The 12,213-nt window shown below is 61.4% G+C and carries 13 protein-coding genes; 6 read left to right on the top strand and 7 right to left on the bottom strand.

What is annotated here, in order from left to right; translation table 11 throughout:
- The first annotated feature begins 11 nt into the window (after positions 1–11).
- The 3 genes from ftsY to FHX10_RS23160 all read left to right on the top strand — a co-directional run bounded on the left by ftsY (position 12) and on the right by FHX10_RS23160 (position 2,884).
- Positions 12–1,577, top strand: a complete 1,566-nt coding sequence (gene ftsY / locus FHX10_RS23170; RefSeq protein WP_063473816.1) for a signal recognition particle-docking protein FtsY — start codon at positions 12–14, stop codon at positions 1,575–1,577.
- A gap of 78 nt (positions 1,578–1,655) precedes the next feature.
- Positions 1,656–2,300 carry a septation protein A gene (locus tag FHX10_RS23165; RefSeq protein WP_047615640.1) on the top strand — a complete coding sequence of 215 codons (645 nt, stop codon included), beginning with the start codon at positions 1,656–1,658 and terminating at the stop codon, positions 2,298–2,300.
- Complete coding sequence (locus FHX10_RS23160) at positions 2,297–2,884, top strand: DUF2585 domain-containing protein (protein WP_028756580.1); 588 nt, start codon at positions 2,297–2,299, stop codon at positions 2,882–2,884. The genes FHX10_RS23165 and FHX10_RS23160 overlap by 4 nt, the downstream gene beginning before the upstream one ends.
- 12 nt (positions 2,885–2,896) lie before the next feature.
- Here the strand turns inward: FHX10_RS23160 and FHX10_RS23155 are convergent, their stop codons facing one another.
- From FHX10_RS23155 to ccmA, 5 genes are read right to left on the bottom strand one after another with little or no spacing between them, the layout of a single operon-like run.
- Entirely contained in the window at positions 2,897–3,505 is a 609-nt protein-coding gene (locus FHX10_RS23155) for a DsbE family thiol:disulfide interchange protein (RefSeq protein WP_047616047.1), read from the bottom strand.
- Complete coding sequence (gene ccmD / locus FHX10_RS23150) at positions 3,502–3,669, bottom strand: heme exporter protein CcmD (RefSeq protein ID WP_028758040.1); 168 nt, start codon at positions 3,667–3,669, stop codon at positions 3,502–3,504. The genes FHX10_RS23155 and ccmD overlap by 4 nt, the downstream gene beginning before the upstream one ends.
- Before the next feature lie 3 nt (positions 3,670–3,672).
- Positions 3,673–4,434, bottom strand: a complete 762-nt coding sequence (locus tag FHX10_RS23145; RefSeq protein WP_063473908.1) for a heme ABC transporter permease — start codon at positions 4,432–4,434, stop codon at positions 3,673–3,675.
- 48 nt (positions 4,435–4,482) lie between these two features.
- Positions 4,483–5,142 carry a heme exporter protein CcmB gene (ccmB, locus tag FHX10_RS23140; RefSeq protein ID WP_028756584.1) on the bottom strand — a complete coding sequence of 220 codons (660 nt, stop codon included), beginning with the start codon at positions 5,140–5,142 and terminating at the stop codon, positions 4,483–4,485.
- 52 nt (positions 5,143–5,194) lie between these two features.
- Entirely contained in the window at positions 5,195–5,842 is a 648-nt protein-coding gene (ccmA, locus tag FHX10_RS23135) for a heme ABC exporter ATP-binding protein CcmA (protein ID WP_028756585.1), read from the bottom strand.
- A gap of 262 nt (positions 5,843–6,104) precedes the next feature.
- Here ccmA and acnA point away from each other — a divergent pair, with 262 nt between their 5' ends.
- The 3 genes from acnA to FHX10_RS23120 all read left to right on the top strand — a co-directional run bounded on the left by acnA (position 6,105) and on the right by FHX10_RS23120 (position 10,645).
- A complete protein-coding gene (gene acnA / locus FHX10_RS23130) occupies positions 6,105–8,795 on the top strand; it encodes an aconitate hydratase AcnA (protein WP_168333362.1) in 2,691 nt (896 codons plus the stop codon).
- A gap of 324 nt (positions 8,796–9,119) precedes the next feature.
- Positions 9,120–9,860, top strand: coding sequence for a DUF1223 domain-containing protein (locus tag FHX10_RS23125; RefSeq protein ID WP_028756587.1), 741 nt, complete (start codon positions 9,120–9,122; stop codon positions 9,858–9,860).
- 383 nt (positions 9,861–10,243) lie between these two features.
- Positions 10,244–10,645, top strand: coding sequence for a DUF2794 domain-containing protein (locus FHX10_RS23120; protein WP_003582910.1), 402 nt, complete (start codon positions 10,244–10,246; stop codon positions 10,643–10,645).
- 6 nt (positions 10,646–10,651) lie between these two features.
- Here FHX10_RS23120 and FHX10_RS23115 read toward each other — a convergent pair whose 3' ends face one another.
- Both FHX10_RS23115 and FHX10_RS23110 read right to left on the bottom strand, forming a co-directional pair.
- Positions 10,652–11,209, bottom strand: coding sequence for a GNAT family N-acetyltransferase (locus FHX10_RS23115; protein WP_183845235.1), 558 nt, complete (start codon positions 11,207–11,209; stop codon positions 10,652–10,654).
- 107 nt (positions 11,210–11,316) lie between these two features.
- Entirely contained in the window at positions 11,317–12,045 is a 729-nt protein-coding gene (locus tag FHX10_RS23110) for a Bax inhibitor-1/YccA family protein (protein WP_028758043.1), read from the bottom strand.
- Positions 12,046–12,213 lie beyond the last annotated feature (168 nt).

Below are 12,213 nucleotides of genomic sequence, written 5' to 3'. Positions count from 1 at the left end.
ACGGAATCCCCATGGCGCTCAGTTTCATCAAAAAGGTCTTCACCTTCGGCAAGCCGGCTGAAGAAGCTGTGCCTGCGGCCGTGGAAAGGGAGCTGGAGCCGCGTTCGCGCGACGAAGATCTGCCAATCGCGGATGATCCTGTTCTACCCGAGGAAATGGATACGGCCGGCGGGCCGGCTGCCGATATCGACGAGGGCGCAGTGGATGCGCCGGTTGCTGAAGATGATGACGAATCCGCAATCCTGCCCGCGGCCGACCAATTGAGCGATATGGGCGTCGTGCCGCTTTCATTGCTGGAAGCCGAGGCGGCCGCGGAAGCGGAGACGGAAACCCGGCCGGCCGCCGGCAACGTTGCGGAAGCCCCCCCCTCTGTCCCTTCGGGATATCTCCCCGACAAGGGAGGAGATCATCCGGAGACTGACGCGCCGGCTTCGATCGAAGAGATCGCCGAAGTGCTTCCCGAAGGGCTTTCACCTGAGACCGACGTAGAGCAAGACATCTCCGTTCAGCCGATCTCCTCCCCTGCGGGGGAGATTCCCGGCAGGACAGAAGGAGGAAACCCCGCGGCAGAACCGCAGACCGGCTCTCCCATCCTCCCAAAAGGCTTTGCCACCGGTCCGAAGGTCGTCGAGCCGGAGCCGATTGTCCCGCAACCGAGGCTCAGCTGGTTCCAGCGCCTGCGCAACGGTCTTGCGCGCACCTCCTCGCAGTTGTCCAGCCAGATCACTGCGCTCTTCACCAAGCGCAAGCTCGATGACGAGACGCTGCAGGATCTCGAAGACCTGCTGATCCAGGCCGATCTCGGCGTCGAGACCGCGATGCGCGTCACCGATACGCTCTCTTCCGAGCGTTATGGCAAGGATGTCACCGGCGAGGATGTCAGCCGCATCATGGCGTCCGAAATTGCCAAGGTCCTGAAGCCGGTCGCCAAGCCGCTGCAGCTCGACCTTTCGCACAAGCCGCATGTCATCCTCGTTGTCGGCGTGAACGGCACCGGCAAGACGACGACGATCGGCAAGCTTGCGGCGAAACTTTCCGGCGCCGGGCTGAAGGTGATGCTGGCTGCCGGCGATACTTTCCGTGCGGCGGCGATCGAGCAGCTGAAAATCTGGGCCGACCGGACGAAATCCGAATTCATCGGCACCAAGCTCGGCGCCGATGCCGCAGGCCTCGCCTATGACGCCTTCGAACAGGCAAAGGCAAAAAAATGCGACGTGCTGATCGTCGATACCGCCGGCCGCCTGCAGAACAAGGCCGAGCTGATGGCCGAGCTCGAGAAGATCGTGCGCGTGCTCGGCAAGCTCGATCCCGATGCGCCGCACACCGTGCTGCAGACGCTGGACGCCACGACGGGGCAGAATGCGCTGAGCCAGGTCGAGATCTTCCGCAACGTCGCCGGCGTCAACGGGCTGATCATGACCAAGCTCGACGGCACGGCGCGCGGCGGCATTCTCGTCGCCATCTCCGCCAAGCATAAGCTGCCGGTCTATTTCATCGGCGTCGGCGAGGGTGTCGAGGATCTGGAGCCGTTCGAGGCCGAGGATTTTGCCCATGCCATTGCCGGACTTGGGCAATGATGCCACAGATATGCCGCCGAAAGCCTGCAGGGCACGGCCGGGAAACAGGTTCCCAGGAAAAACAGGTTTGAAGAACGCATGAGCACAGAGAGCGATATCACCCCGAGCGCCGCCGACCGGCATCATCCGCTGCTGAAACTGGCGCTGGAACTCGGGCCGCTGATGATCTTCTTCTTCGCCAATCTGCGCGGCCAGTGGCTGGTAGAGAAGTTTCCCGCTCTTTCCGAACTCGGCGGACCGCTGTTCGTGGCGACCGGGCTCTTCATGGCGGCGACGATCCTCTCGCTGATCGTTTCGAAGATCGTGCTCGGCCATCTGCCGATCATGCCCTTCGTATCCGGCATCGTCGTCGTCATCTTCGGCTCGCTGTCGATCTGGCTGCAGAACGAGACCTTCATCAAGATGAAGCCGACCATCGTCAACGCGCTTTTCGGAGTGGCGCTGCTCGGCGGGCTGGCCTTCGGCAGGTCGCTGCTCGGCTATGTCTTCAACGCCGCCTTCCAGCTCGATGCCGAAGGCTGGCGCAAGCTGACCATCCGGTGGGGCATCTTCTTTCTCTTCCTCGCCGTGCTGAACGAAGTCGTCTGGCGCAATTTTTCGGACGATACTTGGGTCGCCTTCAAGGTCTGGGGCACGATGCCGATCACCATCATCTTCACGCTGGCGCAGATGCCGCTGGTGCTGAAGCATAGCATCAACCTGGAAACGGACGGCGAAAAGTGAGCGCTGCAGAGGCCGAATACCGCGTAAAGCACCAGACCTTCTGGTTTGTCGCCTGCCTTGCGGTGCTGATCATTCAGATCGCCGCTGAATATATGATGGGCCGCGTGCCGATCTGCGCCTGCGGTTACGTCAAGCTCTGGGAGGGCGGGGTCAATACCAGCGGCAATTCGCAGCATCTGTCGGATTGGTACACACCGTCGCATATCATCCACGGCTTCCTGTTCTACGGGCTCGCGCATCTCCTGCTGCGCGGCAAGCCGCTGGCGGCAAGGCTGCTGCTGGCGCTGTTGATCGAATCCGGCTGGGAGCTGCTCGAGAATTCGCCGCTCATCATCGACCGCTACCGCACCGCGACGATCGCGCTCGATTATTACGGCGACAGCATCCTGAATTCGGCGATGGACACCGTCTTCATGTGCATCGGCTTCTTCTTCGCGCGGCGCGCGCCGGTGGCGCTGACGGTGGCGATCGCCATCTTCTTCGAGATTTTCACCGGCTACATGATCCGCGACAACCTGACGCTCAACGTTGTCATGCTGATCTGGCCGGTCGAGGCGATCAAGGTCTGGCAAGGCGGGGTGTAAGGATAGACCCCGCTACGAAGCGGGCTTGCCGAGCGCCTTCTCCATCGCTGGAAACAGCCCTTCCTTCAGGCTGGTATCGTCGAAGGGGCCGACACGCTTGTAGAGGATCGTGCCGTCGGGGCCGACCAGGTAGCTTTCCGGAATGCCGTAGACGCCCCAGTCGATCGCCGCCTTGCCATTCGGATCGATGCCGATTGCCTTGTAGGGGTTGCCGAGCTCGCCGAGGAAACGCAGGGCGTTGTCGCTCTGATCCTTGTAGTTGATGGCGACGATGTTCAGCCGTCCGTCCTTCGCCAGTTCTTTCAAGACGGGGTGTTCGTCCCGGCAGGGGAGGCACCAGGAGGCGAAGACGTTGACGAGGGTCAGCTTGCCCTTGATGGCGGCATCGGTCAGCGCCGGCAGGTTGGCGCCGTCGAGCGGCGGAAGGTTCAGCGCCGGTGCCTTGGTACCGATCAGGGCGGAGGGGATTTCGGTGATGTTCTTGCCATGGAAATCCTGGTCGTAGAGCATCTTGGCGGCGGTGGCCGCAATGCCGCCGAAGACGATCAGCGGCAGAAGCGCCAAGGTGTAGCGACCAAGCGCCCGTGGCTTGTCGGTCGTCTTTTCCGGCGTGTCGCTCATTCGCCATCCCTTACACGCGCCGAGCGGCGGCGGATACCGGCGGCCTCGAGGGCAGCAAGTTCCCGGCGGCGGGCGCGACCGTCGGCCCAGGTCCAGGCCGTGACGGCGACCGTCACCAGAGCTGCGAAGCCATAGGAGGCGTAGACGTAGAAGGCATGCGTCACAGTCTATTCCTCCCGGCTGGCCATGCGGGCGGCAAGGCGGCGCTGGGCGGCGATGCGGCGGCGCCAGATCTCGTTCCTCATCGCCATGATGTGCAGCGTGAAGAAGAGCAGCGTGAAAGCGATCGCCATGATGAAGAGCGGCCGCAGGAATTCCGGATCGATCGCCGGGCCGTCGAGGCGCAGCACGCTTGCCGACTGGTGCAAGGTGTTCCACCACTCGACCGAGAATTTGATGATCGGGATGTTGACGAAGCCGACGAGGATGAGCACGGCGCTGACGCGTGCGGCCTTCGACGGGTCGTCGATGGCGCGCCCGAGCGCAATCAGCCCGAGATACATCAGGAAGAGAACGAAGACGGAGGTCAGCCGAGCATCCCAGACCCACCAGGTCCCCCACATCGGCTTGCCCCACAGCGAGCCGGTGACGAGGGCGAGCAGGGTGAAGGCGGCGCCGAGCGGGGCTGCAGCCTTGGCAGAGACATCGGCCAGCGGATGGCGCCAGACCAGCGTGCCGATCGCCGAGACGCTCATGATCGTATAGCACATCATCGAAAGCCAGGCCGAGGGCACATGTACATACATGATGCGGACGGTCTCGCCCTGCTGGTAGTCGCCTTCGGTGGCGAAGCTCAGATAGAGGCCGACGATAAAACAGAGGGCGGTGATGCCGGCCAGCCATGGAATGGCGAGCGCCGCCAGCGCCAGAAACCGCGTCGGGTTGGCGAGATCGCTGAATTTGCTGATGGCAAGGCTCGTTTCGCTCATGTCCGCTTCCATACCTTGATCCGGCTTTTCCCGCAATCGAATGGCCCATCAATCCGCTGTGTTTCGCAGCGCCAGGGCGGCGGCGGCCGGACCGATGACGGCGAAGAAGAGCGTCAGCGCAATCAGGATGAGGAAGGGCGGCAGGAACGGGGCGGGATCCTCGACCGCGGCATAGGCGGCGCTGACGCCGAAGATCAGCACCGGAATGGTCAGCGGCAGCACGAGGATCGAGACCAGCAGGCCGCCGCGGGGCAGCGCCACGGCGACGGCGGCGCCGACGGCGCCGATGAAGGTGATGGCGGGCGATCCGACGAGCAGCGTCAGCATGGTAGCAGCAATCGCAGTCTCGTCCATATTCATGAACAGGCCGAGCAGCGGCGAGGCGATGACGAGCGGCAGGCTGGTGGCCGTCCAGTGGGCGACGCATTTGACCAGCACGGTGAGGACAAGCGGCGTTTCCTGCATCAGCATCAGGTCGAGCGATCCGTCATCGCGCTCGGCCTGAAACAGGCGGTCGAGGCCGAGCAGGGCGGCAAGCAGTGCGCCGATCCAGACGATGGCGGGACCGATGCGCGACAGCAGCTTGAGATCGGGACCGACGCCGAAAGGGATGACGGCGACGATGGTCAGGAAGAACAGCACGCCGATCAGCGCACCGCCGCCGGCGCGGATGGAAAGTTTCAGGTCGCGAAGGAAGAGGGCGGTCATGCGCGGCGGCTTTCTGCATGTGCGATGGATGAGGCACCCACGTCGAGAAACATCACCCCCATACCCCCGCATCCACGCCGGCAAAGCCCGTCATCTTCAATTCCCGCGCATTCTCCACCCCCAGCGGCTGATGTGTTGCCGCCAGCACGATGCCGCCCTTGGTCAGATGTGCGGCAATCAATTCGGCAAACAGCCGGTCAGCGCTGGCATCGAGCGCCGCTGTGGGTTCGTCGAGGATCCAGATGGGGCGGTGGGCGACGAGCAGCTTGGCGAAGGCCATCCGGCGCTGCTGGCCGGCGGAGAGATAACCGAAGGGAAGATGGGTGATTCCCGAAAGGCCGACGGCGTCGGCGGCGTCCTCGACGGAGAGGCCGGCAGCACCGCCTGGATTGCCGAGAAAGGCGCGCCAGAAGTCGAGGTTTTCTGCAACCGTAAGTTCATTCTTCATTGCGTTTCGATGACCAAGGTAGTGACTGACCTCGCCCGGATGGCGGTCTTCCCCGCCCTTTTCGTCGCGGAAGATGACAGTGCCTTTTTCCGGTCTCAGGAGGCCGGCGGCGACGCGCAGCAATGTGGATTTTCCCGATCCATTTCTTCCCGTGAGGACAAGCGCCTCGCCGGCCGCCAAGTGAAAGGAAATGTTTACGAAAATCAGATCCTCACCGCGCCTTGCAGCCAGATTTTCGGCGGTGAAATGCATGCGTCGGCTCTTTCTTGGTTTCGGCTTGCGGCGGGGTCAAAAAATGTCCGATTTTGACTGTTTTCGGGTATGGCAAGTTTTTAGGAAATTATCTATAAGACCTGCAACCACGCCAGCGGTCGGCGTGAATTTCATCCTTGCGCCGAACTTGGAGCGTCTGTTCCACGTGCGGACAGCGGAAATGGCCGTACCCGCATCCTGATGTGCATTAAGTGCATAGGCGTTCGCACGACTGTGTTGGCTATCAGAAACGGGGTCTCTCGTGTCTAAATCTCTTGACAGTTTCAATTGTCGTTCCACGCTTTCCGTGAACGGGAAGGACTATGTCTATTACAGCCTGCCCAAGGCTGAGGCAAACGGTCTGGCCGGCGTGTCGAAGCTTCCCTATTCGATGAAGGTGCTGCTCGAAAACCTGCTGCGCTTCGAAGACGGCCAGTCGGTCACCAAGCAGCACATCCTGGCCGTCGCCGAATGGCTGAACAACAAGGGTGCGGTCGAAAACGAAATCGCCTATCGCCCGGCGCGCGTGCTGATGCAGGACTTCACCGGCGTTCCCGCCGTCGTCGATCTTGCCGCGATGCGCGACGCGATGGTGTCGCTCGGCGGCGATCCCGAGAAGATCAACCCGCTCGTTCCCGTCGATCTCGTCATCGACCACTCCGTCATCGTCGACGAATTCGGAACGCCTCAGGCTTTCGCCCGTAACGTCGAGCTGGAATACCAGCGCAACGGCGAGCGCTACCGCTTCCTGAAGTGGGGCCAGCAGGCCTTCAAGAACTTCCGCGTCGTGCCTCCCGGCACCGGTATCTGTCATCAGGTCAATCTCGAATATCTCGGTCAGACCGTCTGGACCAAGGAAGAGGACGGCGAGACGATCGCCTATCCCGATACTTGCGTCGGCACCGACAGCCACACGACGATGATCAACGGTCTCGGTGTTCTCGGCTGGGGTGTGGGCGGTATCGAAGCGGAAGCGGCGATGCTCGGCCAGCCGGTCTCGATGCTGCTGCCTGAGGTCATCGGCTTCAAGCTGACCGGCAAGCTCAAGGAAGGCGTCACCGCGACCGACCTCGTTCTCACCGTCGTGCAGATGCTGCGCAAGAAGGGCGTCGTTTCGAAGTTCGTCGAATTCTTCGGCCCGGGCATGGACAACATGCCGCTCGCCGACCGTGCGACGATCGGCAATATGGGCCCGGAATACGGCGCCACCTGCGGCTTCTTCCCGGTCGACGGCGAGACGATCAACTATCTCAACATGTCCGGCCGCACCAAGGACCGTATCGCGCTCGTCGAAGCCTATTCGAAGGCGCAGGGCATGTGGCGCGAGGGCGACGGCTCCGAACTCGTCTTCACCGACACGCTGGAACTCGATCTCGGCGACGTCGTGCCGTCGATGGCCGGCCCGAAGCGTCCGGAAGGCCGCATTTCGCTGGAGAACATCGCTTCCGGTTTCGCCGGCTCGATGGACACGGACTACAAGAAGCCCGGTCAGCTTTCGAACCGCTATGCCGTCGAAGGCACGGATTTCGATCTCGGCCATGGCGACGTGGCGATCGCTGCCATCACCTCCTGCACCAACACCTCCAATCCGTCGGTCCTGATCGCTGCCGGCCTGCTTGCCCGCAACGCTGTTGCCAAGGGCCTGAAGACGAAGCCGTGGGTGAAGACCTCGCTGGCACCGGGAAGCCAGGTCGTCGGCGAATATCTCGCCAAGTCGGGCCTGCAGGCCGACCTCGACAAGCTCGGCTTCAACCTCGTCGGCTTCGGCTGCACCACCTGCATCGGCAATTCCGGTCCGCTGCCGGCGCCGATCTCGAAGACGATCAACGACAAGGGCCTCATCGTTTCCGGCGTTCTCTCCGGCAACCGCAACTTCGAAGGCCGTATCTCGCCCGACGTACAGGCGAACTATCTGGCCTCTCCGCCGCTCGTCGTCGCTTATGCGCTGGCCGGTACGGTGCAGAAGGATCTGACCAAGGAGCCGATCGGCGAGGACCAGAACGGTAATCCCGTTTACCTGAAGGACATCTGGCCGACCTCGAAGGAGGTCCAGGAGTTCATCCTGAAATACGTGACGCGCGAACTCTACGAAAGCAAATATGCCGACGTCTTCAAGGGCGACGTCAACTGGCAAGCCGTCCAGGTTCCGCCGGGCCAGACCTATGCCTGGGACGACAATTCGACCTATGTCCAGAACCCGCCTTACTTCGTCGGCATGGGCAAGAAGGGCACCGGCGTTTCCGACATCAAGGGCGCCCGCGTGCTTGGCCTGTTCGGCGACAAGATCACCACCGACCACATCTCGCCGGCCGGTTCGATCAAGGCGGCATCGCCGGCAGGCGCCTATCTGCTCGGTCACGACGTCGCCGTTGCCGACTTCAATCAGTACGGCACGCGCCGCGGCAACCATGAAGTGATGATGCGCGGCACCTTTGCCAATATCCGCATCCGCAACCACATGCTCGGCCCGAACGGCAAGGAAGGCGGTTACACCATCCACTATCCGTCGAAGGACGAAACCTCGATCTACGACGCGGCGATGCAGTACAAGCAGGAAGGCGTGCCGCTGGTCATCTTCGCCGGTGTCGAATATGGCAACGGCTCTTCGCGCGACTGGGCTGCCAAGGGCACCAACCTGCTCGGCGTCAAGGCGGTGATCGCCCAGTCCTTCGAGCGCATCCATCGTTCGAACCTGGTCGGCATGGGTATCATTCCCTTCGTCTTCGAAGAGGGCACGACCTGGCAGAGCCTCGGCCTCAAGGGTGATGAACTCGTCACCATCGAAGGTCTGGAAAAGATCAAGCCGCGCGAGAAGAAGATCGCCAAGATCACTTATGGCGACGGCACCGTGAAGGAGGTTCCGCTGCTGTCGCGCGTCGATACGCTCGACGAAGTGATCTACCTCAACAATGGCGGCATCCTGCAGACGGTTCTGCGCGATCTCGCTGCCTGATTTTCAGAGCATGATGCCGAAAAGTGTGAGCGGTTTTCGGACGACATCATGCTCTTCTTCTTTGATATAGATCCGGATTCAGATTCATCCGGATTTAGGAGACTTGATTGATAATGGCCGCCGGAGAGCAGTTTCCGGCGGCTTTTCTGTGTGGCGACAGTATTCGGACGGGCTCACGATGATTTGTTTTCCGCAAGTTCCGGTGGAGCTCCGTCTCACCTGTTCGTGACTTTTCGTTTGGACCCGGAAGGATTATTCGTACGTTCATATGTCAGGGCCTGCGGTTCCAACACGCTGTCGGCGCTGAAAAAGAGGTGCAGGTGAATGTCCCCCCGTTTTTTGATTCCGCTGATCGCTGGCGTTGTTCTGTCAGGCCCGCTGCAGGCCGAAGACGGCACGCCGAAAGGTGTCGTTGAACTCTTCACGGCGCAGGGCTGCTCCTCCTGTCCTCCGGCTGATGCGGCTTTCCGCACGCTGGTGAATCAGGGCGATGTCATCGCGCTCGCCTATCATGTCGATTACTGGAATTATCTCGGCTGGGCCGATACGCTGAGCTCCAAGGAAAACACCGAACGGCAATATGGCTATGCCAGAACGATGGGCCGCAGCAACGTCTACACGCCGCAGGCGATCGTCAACGGACGCGGCCATCTGGCCGGCGCCGATCTCAACGGCATCAACAGCAAGATCGACACCTACAGCAGCGAAGGCAACGGGCTGACCGTTCCGATCAACGCCGCGATGCGCGGCGACGAGCTGGAGATCAAGATCGGTGCGGGACAGGGCAAGGCCAATGTCGTGATGGTCTATTTCGACAAGGAAAAGACCATCGACGTCGAAAAGGGCGAGAACAGCGGCCGGAAGCTTTCCTACCTGCACAGCGTCACCAATGTCGAAACCATCGGCATGTGGGACGGCAAGGCAACCAGTCTGACGCTGCCGGCCAGCGTGTTGCAGCGGCCGCAGCTCGAGGGCTGCGCGATCCTGCTGCAATCGGCGACCGCAGACGGCGATCCGGCTGCGATCCTCGGCGCGACCGTTGTCATGGCTGGCAAAAATATCTGAGATTTCATCCGGTAGTGGATGAAGTGCTGGGGCGGCCCGGCCGAGCGTATTCGGGGCTGGGGTTAAGGTCGATACGCTCCGCCGGGCCCTTTGGCGCGCTGGCGCCAAACTGGAATTCATAAATCTCCTGCAAATGAGGCGCTGTTTTGACTGAAATGCGGCGCTGCGGAGAAAGCGTGAGCCTATCCAGGACATCATGCTTTCCGAATTCGGACCCAACTTTTAGAAGGCATGATGCGCAGATTCAAAGTGCTGCAGCGTCTTTGCGCGAGAGACGCGCGGCGCTGTGGTGCGGCCGAATGTGACGGCTGGCGCTCTTGCAATTTGCGGCGGCTCGGGCAAACTGTCACTCTCCTGTCACATGCGGAGGCCTTGGGAGACTGATGACAGATCAGCCGGATTTGCGACACGGCGAAAGCCGCTCCGTCGACAATAGTTCCTCAGTCGTCGTCGATCTCAGGGAATACAAGCAAAGCAAGGACCCGCTTCCGGTGACCTTCCACCGGCGCGAACTGGACGCGATCCTCTGGATCTACGGCCGCATGGTCGGTGACGGTGAATGGCGCGACTACGCCATTGATCACCTGAAGGACAGGGCGGTCTTTTCCGTCTTCAAGCGTTCCGGCGAAATGCCGCTCTTCCGCATCGAGAAAAACCCGAAGCTCGCCGCCAAGCAGGGCGCCTATTCCGTCATCAACGTCCACGGCACGATCCTGAAGCGCGGTCACGAGCTGAACCAGGTGCTGAAGGTGTTCGACAAGGCCCTGAAGCTGGTCGACAAATAAGCCGCATCAACCGGTAAACAGCGTGCCGGGATAGGCGGACGGATCCGGATCGGTCGTCATCCCCTCGCCGAGGCCACGCTGCATCAACATCGTATCCAGCCAGCGGCCGTGCTTGTAGCCGGTGCCCCGCATCAGACCGACCTCCTCGAAGCCGGCCTTCCTGTGAAGCGCGATCGAGGCGGGGCTGGCGCCGCCGATGACGGCCGTCATCTGCCGAAAGCCGAGGCCGGTGCAGCGCTCGATCAGCTCGGCAAGCAACGCCTTGCCGATGCCCCGGCCGCGGGCCTCAGGCACGAGATAGATCGAGTCCTCGACCATCCAGCGATAGGCCGAACGCGTGCGAAAGGCGGAAGCATAGGCGTAGCCGAGCAGGGTTCCGTCCGTGCCGATGGCCGCGATGTAGGGATATTGCTGGCTGATGATCGTCGAAAAGCGCAGCGCCATCTCGGCCTCGGAAGGCGGCACGATCTCGTAGCTCGCGACGCCGTTGAGGACGGATTCGCGATAGATATCGGCAATGGCGGGGATATCGGCTTGGGAGGCATCGCGCAGGCGGAATGACATTCGGCGGCATCCATCGGGAAAAGTAAGGTTTCCTAAGACCACTCCGCGAAAGCCTGCGCAACAAAAAAGGCGGCCGAAGCCGCCTTTTCGAACTCAGTCTGCCCTGCTTATTTACGGTTGCCCATGAACTGCAGCAGGAACATGAAGAGGTTGATGAAGTCGAGATAGAGCGTCAGCGCACCCATGATCGCCTTGCGGCCGGCCACGGCAACGTCATCGGCTTCCAGGTACAGTTCCTTGATCCGCTGCGTATCGTAGGCGGTGAGGCCTGCGAAGATCAGAACACCGAGAACGGAGATCGCGAACTGCACAGCCGACGAAGCCAGGAAGATGTTAACCAGCGAAGCGATGATTAGGCCGAACAGACCCATGATCAGGAACGAGCCCATCGCCGACAGGTCACGCTTCGTCGTGTAGCCGTAAAGCGACAGCGCGCCGAAGGAGGCGGCGGTGACGAAGAAGGTCTGAACGACGCTCTGGCCGGTGTAGATCAGGAAGATCGACGAGAGCGACAGGCCGACGAGCGCGGCGTAGACTGCAAAGGTCGTCTGGGCGGCGGCCACCGTCATGGTATGAATCCGGAAGCTCAGGAAGAACACCAGAGCCAGCGGCGCCAGAATGACCACCCACTTCAGCGGGCTCACATAGATCGCCTGACCGAAAGCGGTCAGCTCGCCATTGGCGAAGGCGAATTGGAACGACAGATATGCGGCCACACCGGTGATCGCCAGACCCAGCGCCATCAGGTTGTAGACCTTGAGCATATAAGCGCGCAGGCCTTGATCAATCATCTCGCCGGTCTGAGCGCGGCTTTGATAGTTACGAAGATCAGCCATAGTTTCCTCTTACAAGCTCCGATGGAAATACGGTGTCGGGGTTTTCGACCCGGGCGCCGCTGCGGAGCTCCAGCATGCCTGCGGATAATATGAGGCTTTCGCCCATTGCAAACAAGAGGCTTGCAAAGGCTCGGCCGGTTAAATCGCCGTAAGGTGAAGGGTTTGAGT

It is taken from the genome of Rhizobium sp. BK591 (assembly GCF_014195045.1).
GTDB lineage: Bacteria > Pseudomonadota > Alphaproteobacteria > Rhizobiales > Rhizobiaceae > Rhizobium > Rhizobium anhuiense.
Note: the sequence above shows the minus strand (reverse complement) of the source record. Positions and strands in the feature narration are given on the sequence as shown.